General features: G+C 71.0%; 17 protein-coding genes and 1 pseudogene. 14 read left to right on the forward strand and 4 right to left on the reverse strand.

Features of this window, described 5'->3' with window-relative positions:
• Positions 1-190: 190 nt before the first annotated feature.
• The 9 genes from atpB to SSNG_RS24490 all read left to right on the forward strand — a co-directional run bounded on the left by atpB (position 191) and on the right by SSNG_RS24490 (position 7,942).
• Positions 191-1,027, forward strand: a complete 837-nt coding sequence (atpB, locus tag SSNG_RS24450; protein ID WP_007266588.1) for a F0F1 ATP synthase subunit A — start codon at positions 191-193, stop codon at positions 1,025-1,027.
• 83 nt (positions 1,028-1,110) lie between these two features.
• Entirely contained in the window at positions 1,111-1,344 is a 234-nt protein-coding gene (gene atpE, locus SSNG_RS24455; RefSeq protein ID WP_007266589.1) for an ATP synthase F0 subunit C, read from the forward strand.
• Between the two features lie 43 nt (positions 1,345-1,387).
• The gene (locus tag SSNG_RS24460) at positions 1,388-1,930 is read left to right on the forward strand and encodes a F0F1 ATP synthase subunit B (RefSeq protein WP_007266590.1); all 543 of its coding nucleotides are present in this window, start codon (positions 1,388-1,390) and stop codon (positions 1,928-1,930) included.
• A complete protein-coding gene (locus tag SSNG_RS24465; protein ID WP_007266591.1) occupies positions 1,927-2,742 on the forward strand; it encodes a F0F1 ATP synthase subunit delta in 816 nt (271 codons plus the stop codon). Before SSNG_RS24460 ends, SSNG_RS24465 begins: the two co-directional genes overlap by 4 nt.
• A gap of 134 nt (positions 2,743-2,876) precedes the next feature.
• On the forward strand, positions 2,877-4,472 hold the full coding sequence (gene atpA / locus SSNG_RS24470) for a F0F1 ATP synthase subunit alpha (RefSeq protein WP_007266592.1): 1,596 nt from the start codon (positions 2,877-2,879) through the stop codon (positions 4,470-4,472).
• A 20-nt stretch (positions 4,473-4,492) separates the two neighbouring features.
• Positions 4,493-5,410: a F0F1 ATP synthase subunit gamma gene (locus SSNG_RS24475; protein WP_007266593.1), complete on the forward strand. Its 918-nt coding sequence runs from the start codon at positions 4,493-4,495 to the stop codon at positions 5,408-5,410.
• Positions 5,410-6,852, forward strand: a complete 1,443-nt coding sequence (atpD, locus tag SSNG_RS24480) for a F0F1 ATP synthase subunit beta (RefSeq protein ID WP_007266594.1) — start codon at positions 5,410-5,412, stop codon at positions 6,850-6,852. Before SSNG_RS24475 ends, atpD begins: the two co-directional genes overlap by 1 nt.
• A gap of 141 nt (positions 6,853-6,993) precedes the next feature.
• Positions 6,994-7,368, forward strand: a complete 375-nt coding sequence (locus tag SSNG_RS24485) for a F0F1 ATP synthase subunit epsilon (protein WP_007266595.1) — start codon at positions 6,994-6,996, stop codon at positions 7,366-7,368.
• A 127-nt stretch (positions 7,369-7,495) separates the two neighbouring features.
• Entirely contained in the window at positions 7,496-7,942 is a 447-nt protein-coding gene (locus SSNG_RS24490) for a DUF2550 domain-containing protein (protein ID WP_125816350.1), read from the forward strand.
• Between the two features lie 89 nt (positions 7,943-8,031).
• On the opposite strand, the gene SSNG_RS24495 is transcribed toward SSNG_RS24490, so the two are convergent.
• From SSNG_RS24495 to SSNG_RS24505, 3 genes are all read right to left on the reverse strand, one after another.
• Complete coding sequence (locus SSNG_RS24495) at positions 8,032-9,927, reverse strand: glycoside hydrolase family 18 chitinase (RefSeq protein ID WP_007266597.1); 1,896 nt, start codon at positions 9,925-9,927, stop codon at positions 8,032-8,034.
• 136 nt (positions 9,928-10,063) lie between these two features.
• Positions 10,064-10,717, reverse strand: a complete 654-nt coding sequence (locus tag SSNG_RS24500; protein ID WP_007266598.1) for a response regulator transcription factor — start codon at positions 10,715-10,717, stop codon at positions 10,064-10,066.
• Positions 10,714-11,898, reverse strand: coding sequence for a histidine kinase (locus SSNG_RS24505; protein ID WP_241695110.1), 1,185 nt, complete (start codon positions 11,896-11,898; stop codon positions 10,714-10,716). Before SSNG_RS24505 ends, SSNG_RS24500 begins: the two co-directional genes overlap by 4 nt.
• Positions 11,899-12,067: 169 nt before the next feature.
• Here SSNG_RS24505 and SSNG_RS24510 point away from each other — a divergent pair, with 169 nt between their 5' ends.
• The gene (locus SSNG_RS24510) at positions 12,068-12,643 is read left to right on the forward strand and encodes a hypothetical protein (protein ID WP_007266600.1); all 576 of its coding nucleotides are present in this window, start codon (positions 12,068-12,070) and stop codon (positions 12,641-12,643) included.
• On the opposite strand, the gene SSNG_RS24515 is transcribed toward SSNG_RS24510, so the two are convergent.
• On the reverse strand, positions 12,640-13,212 hold the full coding sequence (locus tag SSNG_RS24515; RefSeq protein ID WP_007266601.1) for a cob(I)yrinic acid a,c-diamide adenosyltransferase: 573 nt from the start codon (positions 13,210-13,212) through the stop codon (positions 12,640-12,642). The two genes, SSNG_RS24510 and SSNG_RS24515, sit on opposite strands and share 4 nt — an antisense overlap.
• A gap of 283 nt (positions 13,213-13,495) precedes the next feature.
• Between SSNG_RS24515 and SSNG_RS24520 the strand changes: the two genes are divergently transcribed.
• From SSNG_RS24520 to SSNG_RS42305, 4 genes and pseudogenes are all read left to right on the forward strand, one after another.
• Positions 13,496-14,344: a 3-hydroxyacyl-CoA dehydrogenase family protein gene (locus SSNG_RS24520; protein ID WP_007266602.1), complete on the forward strand. Its 849-nt coding sequence runs from the start codon at positions 13,496-13,498 to the stop codon at positions 14,342-14,344.
• 157 nt (positions 14,345-14,501) lie between these two features.
• Positions 14,502-14,826: pseudogene (locus tag SSNG_RS24525) on the forward strand (STAS domain-containing protein).
• Positions 14,827-14,908: 82 nt separating this feature from the next.
• Entirely contained in the window at positions 14,909-15,550 is a 642-nt protein-coding gene (locus SSNG_RS24530) for a LysE family translocator (RefSeq protein WP_042801801.1), read from the forward strand.
• Positions 15,551-15,730: 180 nt separating this feature from the next.
• Positions 15,731-18,006 (forward strand): ATP-binding protein (locus tag SSNG_RS42305; protein ID WP_007266605.1); only part of this gene is annotated, 2,276 nt, incomplete at its 3' end.

Here is an 18,006-nt window from a genome sequence, read left to right on the forward strand (position 1 = left end):
GTGCGTTCGAGATGCTGCTATCGTCCGGTTCCAACTGCGGCTCTGCGGGCGCGGGCATCTGAGCTGACGCCTGTTCCATCGCGAGGCTCGATGCCTGACTGCCGCCCCCACACCCGTTACACCAGTCCAGTGCCGAACCGCGGCCTCGCGCCGCGCCGACACAACGAGGTTGCCGTACCTATGCGCCACGCTGAAGGAGCCCGCGGTGAGTGCTGACCCGACGCAGGTCCTCGCCTTCGAGACCGACTGTCACATCTTCGACGGATGTGGCTTCCCCGGCCCGGGCCTGCACTCGTTCCTCTTCGAGCCGCTCTGGGGCGAAGCGGGCAGCAATGCCTACTTCAACAAGCCGATGCTGCTGGCCCTCCTGGGCTCGATCATCATCGTGGCCTTCTTCTGGGCCGCCTTCGGCAAGGCGAAGATCGTCCCCGGCAAGCTCCAGATGGTCGGCGAGGCCGGCTACGACTTCGTGCGCCGCGGCATCGTCTACGAGACCCTCGGCAAGAAGGAGGGCGAGAAGTACGTCCCCTTCATGGTCTCGCTGTTCTTCTTCGTCTGGATCCTGAACGTCTGGTCGATCGTCCCGGTGGCACAGTTCCCGGTGACCTCGATCATCGCGTACCCGGCCGTGCTCGCCCTGATCGTCTACGTGATCTGGATGTCGGTCACCTTCAAGCGCCACGGCTTCGTCGGCGGCCTGAAGAACCTCACCGGCTACGACAAGAGCCTCGGCGGCGTCCTGCCGCTCATCATGGTCATCGAGTTCTTCTCGAACGTCCTGGTGCGCCCGTTCACCCACGCGGTCCGACTCTTCGCGAACATGTTCGCCGGTCACACCCTGCTGCTGCTCTTCACGATCGCCAGCTGGTACCTGCTGAACGGCATCGGCATCGCCTACGCCGGTGTGTCGTTCGTGATGGTGATCGTGATGACCGCCTTCGAGCTCTTCATCCAGGCCGTCCAGGCGTACGTCTTCGTCCTCCTGGCCTGCAGCTTCATCCAGGGCGCGCTCGCCGAGCACCACTGAGCCAGGCCCGCCCCCCGCTCAGCCCCCCGTATTCGTCCGGTGGCCAACCCCCACCGGTCCGTGAAAGAGAAGGAAGAACTGGCATGTCCCAGACCCTTGCCGCCGTCACCGGCTCCCTCAGCTCCGTTGGTTACGGTCTCGCGGCCATCGGCCCCGGCGTCGGCGTCGGCATCATCTTCGGTAACGGCACCCAGGCCCTCGCCCGTCAGCCCGAGGCTGCCGGCCTGATCCGCGCCAACCAGATCCTCGGCTTCGCCTTCTGTGAGGCGCTCGCCCTGATCGGTCTGGTCATGCCGTTCGTCTACCCGAGCTCCTGATCCTCGGTCTCGACGAACAGTCCACTAGACGAAAGGCACTGATGTGAACCTCATGGTTCTGGCGGCCGAGGAGATGGAAAACCCCCTCATCCCGCCGATCCCCGAGCTCGTCATCGGTCTGATCGCCTTCGTCATCGTCTTCGGCTTCCTCGCGAAGAAGCTCCTCCCGAACATCAACAAGGTTCTGGACGAGCGCCGCGAGCAGATCGAGGGCGGTATCGAGAAGGCCGAAGCCGCTCAGACCGAGGCTCAGAGCGTGCTGGAGCAGTACAAGGCCCAGCTCGCCGAAGCCCGGCACGAGGCCGCGCGCCTGCGCCAGGACGCGCTGGAGCAGGGCACTGCGCTCAAGGAAGAACTGCGCGCAGAGGGCCAGCGGCAGCGTGAGGAGATCATCGCTGCCGGTCACGCCCAGATCGCGGCAGACCGCAAGGCCGCCGCTCAGGCGCTGCGTCAGGACGTGGGCAAGCTCGCCACCGACCTGGCCGGCAAGCTCGTCGGCGAGTCCCTCGAGGACGCCGCTCGTCAGAGCCGCACCATCGACCGCTTCCTCAGCGAGCTTGAGGAGAAGGCCGAGGCGGCCCGATGAACGGAGCGAGCCGCGAGGCGCTGGCCTCCGCGCGCGAGCGTCTCGACGCGCTGACGGACAACACGTCCGTCGACGCGGCGAAGCTCGCCGGTGAGCTGGCAGCCGTCACCGCGCTGCTCGACCGTGAGGTCTCGCTGCGTCGGGTCATCACGGACCCGGCGCAGTCCGGCGAGGCCAAGGCCGAGCTGGTCGGCCGGCTGCTGTCCGGCCAGGTCGACGGGAACACCCTCGACCTGGTGTCCGGCATGGCGCGCTCCCGCTGGTCGCAGTCCCGCGACCTGGTGGACGCGCTGGAGGAGCTGGCGGCCACCGCCGACCTCACGGCGGCCCAGCAGGCAGGCGGGCTCGACAACGTCGAGGACGAGGTCTTCCGCTTCGGCCGGATCGTCGCCTCCAGCACCGAGCTGCGCTCCGCGCTGACCGACCGCGCCGCCACCGGCTCCGCCAAGAGCGAGCTGCTGCGCAGCCTGCTCGGCGGCAAGGTGAACGCCGTCACCGAGCGCCTGGTGATCCGTCTCGTCACGCACCCGCGTGGACGTAGCCTGGAAGCGGGACTCGAGACCCTGTCCAAGCTCGCCGCCGAGCGACGGGACCGCATGGTCGCCACCGTGACCAGCGCGATCCCGCTCAGCGACGTGCAGAAGCAGCGTCTCGGAGCGGTGCTGGCCAAGCTGTACGGCCGCCAGATGCACCTGAACCTCGACGTGGACCCCGCGGTCCTCGGCGGGATCTCGGTGCGGGTCGGCGACGAGGTCATCGACGGCACCATCGCGGACCGCCTCGCCGAGGCGTCGCGCCGCATGGCCGGCTGACCAGCCGCCACCACACAGATACAAAGCATTCCTAGCGGCCCGGTTGGGCCGTGCAGAACTTGCAGAAGATTCCTGGGGGTCACCCCCAGACCCCTAAGAAGCTTCAGGCCCAACAAGGAGAGCAGGGAACCCAGATGGCGGAGCTCACGATCCGGCCGGAGGAGATCCGGGACGCACTGGAGACCTTTGTCCAGTCGTACCAGCCGGACGCGGCCTCGCGCGAGGAGGTCGGAACGGTCAGCGTTGCCGGCGACGGCATCGCGAAGGTGGAGGGCCTGCCCTCCGCCATGGCGAACGAGCTGCTGAAGTTCGAGGACGGCACCCTCGGTCTCGCCCTCAACCTCGAGGAGCGCGAGATCGGTGCGATCGTCCTCGGCGAGTTCAGCGGTATCGAGGAGGGCCAGCCGGTGCAGCGCACCGGTGAGGTCCTCTCCGTAGGCGTCGGCGAGGGCTACCTCGGCCGCGTCGTCGACCCGCTCGGCAACCCGATCGACGGCCTCGGCGAGATCGCGACCGAGGGCCGCCGCGCCCTCGAGCTGCAGGCCCCGGGCGTCATGGTCCGCAAGTCGGTGCACGAGCCCATGCAGACCGGCTACAAGGCCGTCGACGCCATGGTGCCGATCGGCCGCGGCCAGCGTCAGCTGATCATCGGCGACCGTCAGACCGGCAAGACCGCTCTGGCCGTCGACACGATCATCAACCAGCGTGACAACTGGCGCTCCGGCGACGTGAACAAGCAGGTCCGCTGCATCTACGTCGCCATCGGCCAGAAGGGCTCGACCATCGCGTCCGTTCGCGGCGCCCTGGAAGAGGCCGGCGCGCTCGAGTACACGACGATCGTCGCCGCCCCGGCGTCCGACCCGGCCGGCTTCAAGTACCTGGCGCCGTACACCGGTTCCGCCATCGGTCAGCACTGGATGTACGCCGGCAAGCACGTCCTGATCATCTTCGACGACCTGTCGAAGCAGGCCGACGCCTACCGCGCCGTGTCGCTGCTGCTGCGCCGCCCGCCGGGCCGCGAGGCCTACCCGGGTGACGTCTTCTACCTGCACTCCCGTCTGCTGGAGCGCTGCGCGAAGCTCTCCGACGAGATGGGTGCCGGCTCGATGACCGGTCTGCCGATCGTCGAGACCAAGGCCAACGACGTGTCGGCGTTCATCCCGACCAACGTCATCTCCATCACCGACGGCCAGTGCTTCCTGGAGTCCGACCTGTTCAACGCGGGCCAGCGCCCGGCGCTGAACGTCGGTATCTCGGTCTCCCGCGTCGGTGGTTCCGCGCAGCACAAGGCCATGAAGCAGGTCTCCGGCCGCCTCCGCGTCGACCTGGCCCAGTACCGCGAGCTGGAGGCGTTCGCCGCCTTCGGTTCCGACCTGGACGCCGCGTCGAAGGCCTCGCTGGAGCGCGGCAAGCGCATGGTCGAGCTGCTGAAGCAGGGCCAGTACCAGCCGATGCCCGTCGAGGAGCAGGTCGTCTCCGTCTGGGCCGGCACCACCGGCAAGATGGACGACGTCCCGGTCGAGGACATCCGCCGCTTCGAGTCGGAGCTGCTGGAGCACCTGCGCCGCGAGCGCAAGGACCTCCTCACCTCCATCGCCGACGGCGGCAAGATGTCGGACGACACGCTGGGCTCGATCGCCGACGCGATCGCCGCCTTCAAGCGCCAGTTCGAGACCTCGGACGGAAAGCTCCTGGGCGAGGACGTCCCGGCCGTCAACGTCTCCAAGTGACGACGGAAGGGACCTGACTCATGGGAGCGCAGCTCCGGGTCTACAAGCGTCGCATCCGTGCCATCACGGCGACCAAGAAGATCACCAAGGCGATGGAGATGATCGCCGCCTCGCGCATCGTCAAGGCGCAGCGCAAGGTGGCGGCGTCGATGCCGTACGCGACCGAGCTCACCCGTGCGGTGACCGCGGTGGCGACCGGTTCGAACACCAAGCACGCCCTGACCACCGAGGTCGAGACGCCGACCCGGGCCGCGATCGTGCTCATCACGAGCGACCGCGGTCTGGCCGGCGGCTACTCCTCGAACGCCATCAAGCAGGCCGACCGGCTCACCGAGCGGCTCCGCGCGGAGGGCAAGGAGGTCGACAGCTACATCGTCGGCCGCAAGGGTGTCGCCTACTACGGCTTCCGTGAGCGCAAGGTCACGGAGTCGTGGACCGGCTTCACCGACAGCCCGGCCTACGCCGACGCCAAGCGCGTCGCGGCGCCGCTGATCGAGGCCATCCAGACGGAGACGGCCGAGGGCGGCGTCGACGAACTGCACATCGTCTACACGGAATTCGTGTCGATGATGACGCAGAACGCCGTGGACGGCCGGATGCTGCCGCTCAGCCTCGACCAGGCTCAGGAGGAGGACGGCGCGAAGGGCGAGATCCTTCCGCTGTTCGAGTTCGAGCCGTCGGCGGAGGACGTCCTCGACGCCCTGCTGCCGCGCTACGTCGAGAGCCGGATCTACAACGCACTGCTGCAGGCCGCCGCTTCCGAGCACGCTGCCCGCCGCCGCGCGATGAAGTCGGCGACCGACAACGCCGGAGACCTCATCAAGAGCCTCTCCCGGCTTGCCAACGCGGCCCGCCAGGCCGAAATCACCCAGGAAATCAGCGAGATCGTCGGTGGCGCGAGCGCCATGGCCGACGCGACCGCGGGGAGTGACAAGTAATGACGACCTCTGTTGAGACGGCCGCCGCCACGGGCCGCGTCGCCCGGGTCATCGGCCCGGTCGTCGACGTGGAGTTCCCCGTCGACGCGATGCCCGAGATCTACAACGCGCTGAAGGTCCAGGTCGCCGACCCGGCCGAGGACGGCGCGCTCAAGACGCTGACCCTCGAGGTCGCCCAGCACCTGGGTGACGGCATGGTCCGCACGATCTCCATGCAGCCGACCGACGGTCTGGTCCGCCAGGCCCCGGTGACCGACACGGGCGAGGGCATCACCGTCCCCGTCGGTGACTTCACCAAGGGCAAGGTGTTCAACACCCTGGGTGAGGTGCTGAACTACCCGGAGGCGAACGCCGAGGTCACCGAGCGCTGGCCCATCCACCGCAAGGCGCCCTCCTTCGACGAGCTCGAGTCGAAGACCGAGATGTTCGAGACCGGCGTCAAGGTCATCGACCTTCTCACCCCGTACGTCAAGGGTGGAAAGATCGGTCTGTTCGGTGGTGCCGGTGTCGGCAAGACCGTTCTGATCCAGGAAATGATCTACCGCGTCGCCAACAACCACGACGGTGTGTCGGTCTTCGCGGGCGTCGGTGAGCGTACCCGTGAGGGCAACGACCTCATCGAGGAAATGGGCGACTCGGGCGTCATCGACAAGACGGCCCTCGTCTTCGGCCAGATGGACGAGCCCCCGGGCACCCGTCTGCGCGTCGCGCTCGCCGGTCTGACCATGGCGGAGTACTTCCGCGATGTTCAGAAGCAGGACGTGCTGTTCTTCATCGACAACATCTTCCGGTACACCCAGGCGGGTTCCGAGGTGTCGACCCTGCTCGGCCGCATGCCCTCCGCGGTGGGTTACCAGCCGAACCTGGCCGACGAGATGGGTCTCCTCCAGGAGCGCATCACCTCGACCCGTGGTCACTCGATCACCTCGATGCAGGCGATCTACGTCCCCGCGGACGACCTGACCGACCCGGCGCCGGCGACCACCTTCGCCCACCTCGACGCGACGACGGTTCTCTCCCGTCCGATCTCCGAGAAGGGCATCTACCCGGCCGTGGACCCGCTGGACTCGACGTCCCGCATCCTCGACCCGCGGTACATCGCGGCGGACCACTACGCGGCCGCCATGCGTGTCAAGGGGATCCTGCAGAAGTACAAGGACCTCCAGGACATCATCGCGATCCTCGGCATCGACGAGCTGGGCGAGGAGGACAAGCTCGTTGTCCACCGTGCCCGTCGCGTCGAGCGCTTCCTGTCGCAGAACACCCACGTCGCCAAGCAGTTCACCGGCGTGGACGGTTCGGACGTTCCGCTCGACGAGTCGATCACCGCGTTCAACGCGATCTGCGACGGTGAGTACGACCACTTCCCCGAGCAGGCGTTCTTCATGTGCGGTGGCATCGAGGACCTGAAGGCCAACGCCAAGGAGCTGGGCGTCTCCTGATCCGGCGCGCTCCGCGAGGAGCGCATCCGGTTCACAGGTTTCGCCGGAGAGGGGCGGGTGTGTCCCGTCCCTCTCCACACGCCCATTAGAATTTGACCCAACACCCGGCTGACCCGCCGGGTGGTGACCCGAGGAGCCACCTTGGCTGCTGAGCTGCACGTCGAGCTGGTCGCGGCGGACCGCAATGTCTGGTCCGGCGAGGCCACCCTGGTCGTCGCCCGCACCACGTCCGGCGACATCGGCGTCATGCCCGGTCACCAGCCGCTTCTCGGTGTGCTGGAATCGGGCCCGGTGACCATCCGTACCAGCGAGGGCGGCACTGTCGTCGCCGCGGTGCACGGCGGATTCATCTCGTTCGCGGACAACAAGCTGTCCCTGCTGGCCGAGATCGCCGAGCTCGCGGACGAGATCGACGTCCAGCGGGCGGAGCGGGCACTGGAGCGCGCGAAGTCGGAGGCCGACGCGGCCGCCGAACGTCGCGCCGATGTCCGGCTGCGCGCGGTCGCGGGCCACTGAGCCCCGTACCGAACAGTTTGATACCTCAGCCGCGGTCGGGTCCGGAATTTTCCGGACCGGGTCGCGGCTGAGGCGATGTACGTACTTTTGTTTGTGCGGTTTTCGATGAGCGAGGAGGTCGGTGAAGATGCTCCTCGCTCTGCTTGTGAGCGGCCTGGTCGTAGCCCTGGTGGTGATCGGGCTGTTCGTGTTCGGGCTGCGCCGCAGACTCATCCAGCGGTCCGGCGGGACCTTCGACTGCAGCATGCGCTGGGGCGTGGCCGAGGAGCCCGACGTCTCCGGCAAGGGCTGGGTCTACGGGGTCGCCCGCTACAGCGGTGACCGGATCGAGTGGTTCCGCGTCTTCTCGTACTCGCCCCGCCCGCGCCGGCTGCTGGAGCGTTCCTCCATCGAGGTGCTCGCGCGGCGCGCGCCCGAGGGCGAGGAGGAGCTGGCCCTGCTGTCCGACGCCGTCGTGCTCGGCTGTTCCCACCAGGGGACGCGCCTGGAGCTGGCGATGAGCGAGGACGCGCTGACCGGGTTCCTGGCGTGGCTGGAGGCCGCGCCGCCCGGGCAGAGGGTGAACGTGGCCTGAGGCGACCGGTACGTGAGGAAGCCGGGGAGGCGGGGGACGGTCCCGCCTCCCCGGCTTCGTCGTACACCGGGCCGTGCAGTGCGTGGGGGTTACTGCAGCCCGGTGTGGATCGCGGCCGCGAGTTCGCCGCCCGCGGTGTCGCCGCTGAACTCCCAGAAGAAGGCGCCCTTGAGGCCCTGGTTCTTCAGCCAGGTCATCTTCGAGGCGATGGTGGCGGGGGTGTCGTAGCTCCACCAGTTGCTGCCGCACTTGGCGTAGGCGGTGCCGGCGACGGTTCCGGTGGTGGGGCAGCTGGTCTTGAGGATCTTGTAGTCCTCGATGCCCTGCTCGTAGGTGCCCTGGGCGGGTCCGGTGGCGGTGCCGCCGGGGGCGTCCTGGGTGACTCCGGTCCAGCCGCGGCCGTAGAAGCCGATGCCGAGGTTGAGCTTGGAGCCGGGGATGCCCTTGCCCTTGAGCTTGGTGATGGCGGCCTCGGAGTTGAAGCCGGCGATCGGGATGCCGGCGTAGGAGGTCAGCGGGGAGTGCGGGGCGGTGGGGCCCTTGGCGTCCCACGCGCCGAAGAAGTCGTACGTCATGACGTTGTAGAAGTCGACGTACTGTGCGGCGCCGCCGTAGTCGGCGAGGTCGAGCTTGCCGCCGTTGGAGCCGTCGGCGGAGATCGCGGCGGTGACCAGGTTGGAGCCGCCGAACTTGGCGCGCAGGGCCGACATCAGGTTCTTGAAGGAGGCGGCGCCGCTGGTGTCGCAGGACAGTCCGCAGGCGTTGGGGTACTCCCAGTCGATGTCGATGCCGTCGAAGACGTCCGCCCAGCGGGGGTCCTCGACCAGGGCGTGGCAGGAGTCGGCGAAGGCGGCCGGGTTCTGGGCGGCCTGGCCGAAGCCGCCGGACCAGGTCCAGCCGCCGAAGGAGTAGAGGACCTTGATGTTCGGGTACTTGGCCTTGAGCTTGCGCAGCTGGTTGAAGTTGCCGCGCAGGGGCTGGTCCCAGTTGTCGGCGACGCCGTCGACGCTCTGGTCGGCGGTGTAGGCCTTGTCGTAGTCGGCGTAGGCGTCGCCGATGGTGCACTTGCCGTTCTGGACGTTGCCGAAGGCGTAGTTGATGTGCGTGATCTTCGCGGCGCTGCCCGAGGTGACCAGGTTCTTCACGTGGTAGTTGCGCTGGTAGACGCCCCAGTCGGTGAAGTAGCCGAGCTTGACCTTGGCGCCGGGGTCCGGGGGCTCGGTGCCGCCGCCGCCCGGGGTGGTGACCGTGAGCTCGCCCGAGGAGGGTCCGGTCTGGTCGGCGGTGTCACGGGCGGTCACCGAGTAGGTGTACCTGGTGCCCTTGGTCAGGCCGCCGTCGTTGAAGGTGGTGCCGGTGACGGTGGTGAGCTTGCCGCCGTTGCGGTAGACGTCGTAGTTCTTGACGCCCTTGTCGTCGGTGGCCGCCGACCAGGACAGGGTCAGCGCGTTCTCGGTGACGCCGGTGGCGGTGGGGGTGCCGGGGGCCGAGGGCGGGTTGTCGGTGGGGTTGGTGCCGCCGTCGCAGGAGCCGCCGTTGATCTTGCAGCCGGAGGGGGCGCCGGCGCCGGTGCCGTTGAAGCCGAAGCTGACGGTGGCGCCGGGGGCCAGGGTGCCGTTCCAGCCGACGTTCTTGGCGGTCCAGCGGTTGCCCGAGCTGGTGACGGTGGCGTCCCAGGCGGAGGTCACCCGGGTGCCGGCCGGGTAGTCCCACTCCACGGTCCAGCTGCTGAGGGTGGTGGTGCCGGTGTTCTTCACCGTCCACTTGCCCTCGAAGCCGGAGCCCCAGTCGGAGACCTTGGTGTAGGTCGCGGTCGCGGAAGGGGCCGCCTGCGCCGGGCCGGCCAGGCCGACGAGGCCGGCGACGGGCAGGGCGAGGGCCGCCACGGTGGCGGCCAGCCTCCTGAACAGACGGTTGCGTGGGGGTGCTGTGCTCAAGGGTGCTCCTCCGTAGGTCCGTACCGATCGTGGGGCCGACCGGTACATGGGGGTGGGACCTGCGCCGCCCGTGAGCACGCCTCGTGTCGCTGTACGTCATGGCACGCTCACCACAGTGATGCGGTGAGACTAGAAAGGTCTGGACCAAGCGTCAAGAGGTCCAGACCTTAGCTCCAGAGGTCGTCTAGATCCCCAACTCCTGGGCCAGTACGGCCGCTTGGACCCGGCTGCGCAGCTCCAGCTTCCCCAGCAGCCTGCTGACGTGGGTCTTCACCGTGGCCTCCGCCATGTCCAGCCGCACGGCGATCTCCGCGTTGGACAAGCCCTCTCCCAGCGCCCCCAGCACCTCCCGCTCGCGCCGCGTCAGCGACTCCACCGCCGCGGCCGCCCCCGGCCGCACGGGGGCCCGTACCGCCTTCGGCGCCGCGAACTCGGCGATCAGCCGCCGGGTCACCGCCGGGGCGATCAGCCCCTCGCCGCGCGCCACCGTCCGCACCGCCGCGATCAGCTCCGCCGCGTCCGCGTCCTTCAGCAGGAAGCCCGCGGCCCCCGCCCGCAGCGCGCCGAAGACGTACTCGTCCAGGTCGAAGGTGGTCAGGACCAGCACGTCCGCCAGCCCCCGCTCCACCACCTGCCGGGTGGCCGACACCCCGTCGAGCTTCGGCATCTGCACGTCCATGAGGACCAGGTCCGGCCGCAGCTCGTCCGCCAGCCGCACCGCCTCCTCACCGTCGGCGGCCTCACCCACCACCTCGACGTCGCCCGCACTGCGCAGGATCAGCACCAGGCCGGCCCGTACGGCCCGCTGGTCCTCGGCCACGAGCACCCTGATGGTCATGACTGCACCGCCCTCTCCTCGGCGGGCAGCACCGCCCGCACCTGCCACACCCTGTCCGTCGCGCCCGCCGTGAACGTCCCGCCCAGCAGCTCCGTGCGCTCCCGCATGCCGATCAGCCCGGCACCGGAACCCGGGGCGCGCGGGTCCGGCCGGTCCCCGTATGGGGAGTCCACGGCCACCGTCAGCAGCCCCGCGCCGTGCGCCACGCGGACCCGGACCGTTCCGGGGGCGGCGTGCTTGAGGGCGTTGGTCAGCGACTCCTGCACGATCCGGTACGCCGCCAGCTCCACCGGTGCCGGCAGCGCCGCCCCGGCGGGCCGCTCGTCCGCCAGGACGAAGTCCAGCCCGCTCGCCGACCCGTTCGTACGGGCCTGCCCCAGCAGGGCGTCCAGGCCGTCCAGGGAGGGCACGGCGACGGCTTCCTGCTCCGCGCCCGCGTCCCGCAGCAGCCCGATCAGCCGGCGCATCTCCGCCAGACCCTGCACGCTGTTCTCCCGGATCACCCCGAGGGCCTCGCGGCTGGTGGCGGGGGAGTCGATGGAGAGGGCGGCGGTGGAGTGGATGGCGATCGCCGAGAGGTGGTTGGCCACCATGTCGTGCAGCTCGCGCGCCATCCGGGCGCGCTCGGCCACCACGGCCTGGCTGCGGTCCATCTCGGCCAGGAGCGCCGTCTGCTCCGCGCGCAGCCGGGCGGCCTCGGCGGCCTCGCGGTGGTTGCGCAGGGTGGCGCCGGTCAGGGCCGGGGCGAAGCTCACGATGCCGGTGACCACCCCGATGAGCAGGGCCTGCGGGGTGCGCAGCCAGACCAGGGAGCCGATGGTGACGGCCACGGTGATCAGGCCGGTGGTGACCGGGAGGCGGCGGGCCATGGAGGGCTTGCCGTAGACCACGGCCGCGTACATCAGGTCGGTGAAGATGATGACGCTGGCGATGTTGCCGAGGGTGAACTGGTCCGCGATGACGGCGAGGGTGCCGACGGACAGGGTGACGTGGGGCAGGGTGCGGCGCAGCAGCTCCAGGGCGCCGAGCACCAGCAGCGGGACCAGCACGGCCCAGTCGGGCAGGAGGTCCCGGCTGGGCGAACTGTGCACGCCCAGCACCCACAGCAGCAGGCCGGCGAACACGCTGACGGCGGCGAGCAGCACGTCGTCGCGGTGCGGGCGGGGGATCTTCGGGAGCACGCCCCCATCCAACACGGTCCGCGGCGGCGGGGCCTCGGCGCCCGGGCTGAGAAGGCGCTACATCGAAGGATGCAGCCGGCTTTCGTCACTGGCGACGACGCGGCGGGGCGCGGCGGCCGGAACCCTTGGAGGAGAAGCGGGGGAACCGGAGAAGGAAGGGAGAGCCGTCATGCTCGTCGGGCTGATCATCGCCTGTGAGGTCGGCTTCTGGGTGCTGCTGGCGGGCGGACTGGCGCTGCGCTACCTGGCCGGAATGCCGCGGCTGGGCGCCGCGCTGCTGCTGTGCGAGCCGCTGCTGGAGCTGGTGCTGCTGGTGGCGTCCTTCGTCGACCTGAAGAACGGCGGGGAACCGAGCTGGCGGCACGGCGTCGCGGCGCTCTACATCGGCTACACGGTCGGGTACGGGCACTACACGGTGAAGTGGCTCGACGGGCACGCCGCCCACCGCTTCGCCGGGGGCCCGAAGCCGCCCGGAAGCAAGTACGGCAAGGCCCGCGCGGTCCACGAGTGGAAGCTGTGGACGCGGACCCTGGCCGCCGCCGCGGTCGCGTACGGGCTGCTCCAGGCCGGTATCTGGTACGTCGGCGACGCCGCCGGCACCGCCCAGCTCCAGGCGGGCCAGGGCGTCGCCCTGAAGGTCGTCGGCATCCAGGCCCTGATCGCCGCGACCTACACGATCTGGCCCCGCAAGGCCCCTGCCGGCGCGGCGGACCCGGACGCCCCACTGGCCGAAACCAAGCGTTAGCGCTCGCCGCCGGGGACCCAGAGCACGTCGCCGACCTCCTTGTTGGCCGTCCTGGCCAAGATGAACAGGAGGTCGGACAGGCGGTTGAGGTAGGTGGCCGTCAGGGGGTTCATCACCTCGCCGTGCTCCTCCAGCGCCGCCCACGTGGAGCGCTCGGCCCGGCGGACCACCGTGCAGGCCTGGTGCAGCAGGGCCGCGCCCGGGGTGCCGCCGGGGAGGATGAAGCTGCGCAGCTTCTCCAGCTGCTCGTTGAAGACGTCGCAGTCCGCCTCCAGCCGGTCCACGTAGAACTGCTCCACCCGCAGCGGCGGGTACTCCGGGTCCTCCACCACGGGGGTGCACAGGTCGGCGCCGACGTCGAACAGGTCGTTCTGCACGCGGACCAGGACCTTCACCACCTCCTCCGGCAGCGCACCCAGCGCGATCGCCGTCCCGATGGCGGCGTTGGCCTCGTTGGCGTCGGCGTACGCGGAGATCCGCAAGTCCGTCTTCCGCGTCCGGCTCATGTCCCCCAGGGCGGTCGTGCCCTTGTCGCCGGTACGGGTGTAGATGCGCGTCAGGTTCACCATGGCGCCAGCGTAGACGTGCCCCCGGCCGCGTACCGTCGAGCGGCTCGGCCGCCGCACCGCCGCCCGGTGGGGCCGGGCCGCATCCAGGAGTCTGCGGCCCGCTGTGACGGTGGCGGAATCCGAACTGTGGGGCCGCGTACGCCTCCTGGGCCGTACCAGTGTGATGTCCGTCATCTGAGACGTGACGCGTGTTACTTCACGGTCACTCCGCCCCTCACGGGCGCTAGTCTCCGCCGGAGAGGCTACGAGGCCGGGTCGTACTGAGAACAACGAGGGGTGTGCAGTGGCTGGGAAGCTCGCCGTCATCGGCGCGGGACTGATGGGTTCCGGGATCGCTCAGGTCTCCGCTCAGGCGGGTTGGGACGTCGTCCTGCGGGACGTCACCGATGCCGCGCTGACCCGGGGCACGGACGGCATCAAGGCCTCGTACGACAAGTTCGTCTCCAAGGGCAGGATGACCGCCGAGGACGCCGAGGCGGCGCTCGCGCGGATCACCACGACCACCGACCTCGACGCGGTCGCCGACGTGGACATCGTCGTCGAGGCCGTCTTCGAGAAGCTGGAGGTCAAGCACGACATCTTCCGCACCCTCGACAAGATCGTGCGCGAGGACGCCGTTCTGGCCTCCAACACCTCCGCCATCCCGATCACCAAGATCGCGGCCGTGACGGAGCGCCCCGAGCGGGTCGTCGGCGCGCACTTCTTCTCGCCCGTCCCGATGATGCAGCTCTGCGAGCTGGTGCGCGGCTACAAGACGAGCGACGAGACCCTCGCCACCACCCGCGCGTTCGCCGAGTCGGTCGGCAAGACCTGCATCGTCGTCAACCGCGACGTCGCCGGCTTCGTGACCACCCGCCTGATCTCCGCGCTCGTCGTCGAGGCCGCGAAGCTCTACGAATCGGGCGTGGCCACCGCCGAGGACATCGACATCGCCTGCAAGCTGGGCTTCGGGCACGCCATGGGCCCGCTGGCCACCGCCGACCTCACCGGCGTCGACATCCTGCTGCACGCCACCAGCAACATCTACACCGAGTGCCAGGACGAGAAGTTCGCGCCGCCGGAGCTGATGCGCCGCATGGTCGACGCGGGCGACATCGGCCGCAAGAGCGGCCAGGGCTTCTACAAGCACTGAGGACGAGCGTTCGAATCCCCGCACCCTACGGGGTGAATTAGGTATCGGTTCGCTCACGGTCGGCAACTTCACCGCCCGCACGGCAGTCAGTTGCAGTGAGAGTTGCCGACCACGGACCCGTCGGACCACACGTACGCAGTAAAGCCGGGGAGCACACATGTACATCAGGGGCGACCACGCCGAACTCGCTGTCGGGGGCCGCCTCGACGTGCGCAGCGCGGCTGACGCCCGTACGGTCCTCCACACCGCCCTCGACGACGGCCACGGCGACCTCGTGCTCGACCTCACCGGCCTGGACTCCTGGGACGCGACCGGACTCGGCGTGATCATGGGGGCGCACCGGCGGGCCGGCCGGACCGGGCGGCGCCTGGTCCTGCGCGGGGTGCCCGACCGGATGCAGCGGCTGCTCGTCGCGACCCGGCTGCACCGCATCCTCGCGATCGAGGGCGGGCTGGAAGGCGGAGTCCCTGCCCCGGGTGTGAGACAAGGGGCGGCGGGCGGGCGGGGGCCGGGCCCGGGAAAAAGGGGCTGCGGCCCCGGGGCGGGCTCGGTTTACATGGGTCCATGGTGTCCACCGACAGACTGCTGGCCTTCGCGGCCATGTCCCTCGTGCTGATCGTGATCCCCGGCCCCAGCGTGCTCTTCGTCGTCGGACGGGCGCTCGCCCAGGGCCGGCGGGCCGCGCTGACCACGGTGGCCGGGAACACGCTCGGAGCGTACGTACTCGTCGTGGCCGTGGCGCTCGGCGTCGGCGCCGTCGTCGAGCGCTCCGTCCTCGTCTTCACCGTCCTGAAGCTGGCCGGCGCCGCCTACCTCGTCCACCTGGGCGTCAAGGCCTTCCGCGGCCGCGGATCGCTGCAGGCCGCGGTCGCCGAGGCGGCCCCCGGGGCCCACGGCACCCTGCGCACCCTCGGCGAGGGCTTCGCGGTCGGCGTGGCCAACCCCAAGACCATCGTCTTCTTCGCCGCGGTGCTGCCCCAGTTCGTCGACCGCGAGCAGGGCCACGTCGTGCTCCAGATGCTGCTGCTCGGCCTGGTCTTCAACCTGATCGCGATCGTCTTCGACAGCCTGTGGGGCCTCGCGGCCGCCACCACCCGCGACTGGTTCGCCGGATCCCCGCGCCGCCTCTCCCTGCTCGGCGGCACCGGCGGGCTCGCCATGATCGGCCTCGGCGTCACCGTCGCCGTGACCGGCCGCAAGGACTGACCGCGAGGACCGGCGGCAGGAACCGTGGGGGTCCGGTGGTGAAGGCACCCCGGCGGTGACGGCGGCCCCGTCCACGGTCTAGGGTCGGGCGAAACCGGACCGGTGGCGACAACGACGTGAGCGGGCGCCGGGCACGACGAAGACGGCGGCGGGCGCGCGGCGCGATCGGGGGACAGGGGCATGGAGCGTACACAGGGGCAGCCGGGCCAGGGCGAACGGGCCGCGGCGGGCCGGCCGGCCGGGACACCGGCGGCGGCCCCCACGACCGCGAGCGCCAAGCCCACGACGGCCAAGTCCACGACGGCCAAGCCCACGACAGCGAAGTCCGCGACGGCGAAGACTCCGGCCCCGGGATCCGCCGCGCAGCCGCCGGCCCCCGCCCGCGTCGTCACCCTGACCAGCGGGGAGTTCACCCTCACCGTCAATCCCGTCGACGGCAGCGAGATCGAGCCCCTGCGGCCCGAAGCCCGCCAGGCGGCCGGCCGCCGCCCCGCCAAGCGCTCCGCCGCCTCCCGCGCCGACCGGGACGCCGCCGCGCGCCCGCCCGTACTGCCCGGGCCGCCCGTGCCCGCCCCGCCGCTCCTGGCGCGCGCGGACGAGCGGGAGCGGCTGGTACGCCTCCTCGGACGCGGCCGCTCCGTACGGCTGACCGGCCCCGCCGGATCCGGCCGTACCGCCCTCCTCGACGCGGTCGCCGCCGACTGCGCGGACCTCGCGCCCGACGGGGTCGTCCGCCTCAGCGGCCACGGCAGGCAGCAGCCCGCCGAACTGCTCCACACCCTGTACGCCACCGTGTACGACACCCGGGACGAGCGCCCCGACCGTACGCAACTCCTCGCGGGCGTCGCCGAGATCGGCGCGATCGTGCTCCTCGACGACCTGGAGCTCGGCGGCGCCGCCCTCGACGAGCTGCTGCGCGCCACCCCCGAATGCGCCTACCTGCTCGCCGCCGCCCCCGACGCCAAGGCCCCCTCCGACGACGCGCACCTGGATGAGGTCTTCCTCGGCGGACTCGGCCGGGCCGACTGCGCACGGCTGCTGGAGGCCGCCACCGGCAGGCCGCTCACCGACGAGGAGACCGCCTGGGCGGAGGACCTGCGGTTCGCCTCCGAGGGGCTGCCGCTGCGCTTCGTACAGGCCGCCGCACTGCTGCGGCAGCGCGACGAGCTCAACGGCGGCTCCGCCGACGACGAGGACGAGGAGCCCGGGGTCTTCGAGGGACGCCCCCGCGACCCCTCCCACGTGCCGCTGCCCACCCTGGCCCAGGCCGCGGCCCCCGCCGAGCTGCTGGCCTCCCGGGTGAGCGAGTCGGCCCGGGCCGCCCTGCGGAGCGCCTGCGCCCTGGGCGGGGAACTCCCGCACCACGCCCACCTGCCCGCGCTGGTCGGCGACACGCACGCCGACGCCGCCGTCGCGGAACTCCTCGGCTGCGGCCTGATCACCCCCGTCGGGCCGCGGTACCGGCTCGCGGAGGGGGTCGCGCGGCAGCTGGAGGAGGCCGGGTACGCGGAGAGCGCCGCCGAGGAGGCGCGCACCGCCGCCCGGCACTACGCCTGGTGGACCGGGCACGCCTCGGTGACCCCGGAGCGGGTCGCGGCGGAGGCCGACGCGGTGCTCGCCGCGCTGGGCGGGGCCGATGTGGTGGCCGCCGTGCTGCTGGCCCGCACGGCCGCCCCGGCGCTGGCGGCGGCGCCGTCCTGGGAGGCCTGGGGGCGGGTGCTGCGCTCGGGCGCGGAGGCCGCGCGGAAGGCCGGGGAGGTCGCGGAGCAGGCGTACTTCCACCACGAGCTCGGCGTCCTCGCGCTGTGCGAGGGGCGTCTGGACCGGGCGCGGGCGGAGCTGGAGGCCTCGATCGGGCTGCGCGGGGCGCTGGCCGACAAGCGCGGCACGGTCGCCGGGCGGCGGGCGCTGGCGCTGGTCACCGACCGGGACCGGGAGGCGATGGGGGCGAAGGCCTCGCCGCCGCTGCGGCTGGAGGCCCCGCCGGTCCTCGCCGCCCTGCCGCCCGCGGGTGCCGCGGCGAAGCAGGCCGGCTCCGAGGCGGTCACCCAGGTGACCCCGGTGATCGGGAAGCCGGCCGGCTCGCCGGCGACCCTGTCCCAGGTCTACGCGGACGCGTTCACGGCGGCTCCGCGGCCGGCTCCGGCTCCGACGGGGACGGGGACGGCGACGGCGTACGTGCGGCGGCCCGGGCCCGGACCGGGCCGGCCGCGCAAGACGGTGCTGCTGGCCGCCGCCGGGGCGCTGACGGTGGTGGCGCTCGGCACGGTCGTCGGCCTGTCGCTGACGGCGGGGGAGGACCCGGAGCAGCCGGTGGAGCCGACCGTTTCCTCGACCCCGGACGCGCCGGCGGTGGCCCCGCCGCAGGTTCCGGGGAACAGCGGGAACGATTCGCCGCCGGAGCCGGTGGCTCCGCCGGGGGCTGGGGGCCACCCCACCCCGGGCGGCGCCGGCCG

Source organism: Streptomyces sp. C, from assembly GCF_000158895.1.
Taxonomy (GTDB): domain Bacteria; phylum Actinomycetota; class Actinomycetes; order Streptomycetales; family Streptomycetaceae; genus Streptomyces; species Streptomyces racemochromogenes.

Bases quoted from the DNA above. Each gene is read 5' to 3' on its own strand.
- atpE (WP_007266589.1), top strand. From the start codon at position 1,111: ATGTCCCAGACCCTTGCCGCCGTCACCGGCTCCCTCAGCTCCGTTGGT.
- SSNG_RS24465 (WP_007266591.1), top strand. From the start codon at position 1,927: ATGAACGGAGCGAGCCGCGAGGCGCTGGCCTCCGCGCGCGAGCGTCTC.
- atpA (WP_007266592.1), top strand. From the start codon at position 2,877: ATGGCGGAGCTCACGATCCGGCCGGAGGAGATCCGGGACGCACTGGAG.
- SSNG_RS24475 (WP_007266593.1), top strand. From the start codon at position 4,493: ATGGGAGCGCAGCTCCGGGTCTACAAGCGTCGCATCCGTGCCATCACG.
- atpD (WP_007266594.1), top strand. From the start codon at position 5,410: ATGACGACCTCTGTTGAGACGGCCGCCGCCACGGGCCGCGTCGCCCGG.
- SSNG_RS24490 (WP_125816350.1), top strand. From the start codon at position 7,496: ATGCTCCTCGCTCTGCTTGTGAGCGGCCTGGTCGTAGCCCTGGTGGTG.
- SSNG_RS24495 (WP_007266597.1), bottom strand. From the start codon at position 9,927: ATGTACCGGTCGGCCCCACGATCGGTACGGACCTACGGAGGAGCACCC.
- SSNG_RS24500 (WP_007266598.1), bottom strand. From the start codon at position 10,717: ATGACCATCAGGGTGCTCGTGGCCGAGGACCAGCGGGCCGTACGGGCC.
- SSNG_RS24510 (WP_007266600.1), top strand. From the start codon at position 12,068: ATGCTCGTCGGGCTGATCATCGCCTGTGAGGTCGGCTTCTGGGTGCTG.
- SSNG_RS24515 (WP_007266601.1), bottom strand. From the start codon at position 13,212: ATGGTGAACCTGACGCGCATCTACACCCGTACCGGCGACAAGGGCACG.
- SSNG_RS24530 (WP_042801801.1), top strand. From the start codon at position 14,909: ATGGTGTCCACCGACAGACTGCTGGCCTTCGCGGCCATGTCCCTCGTG.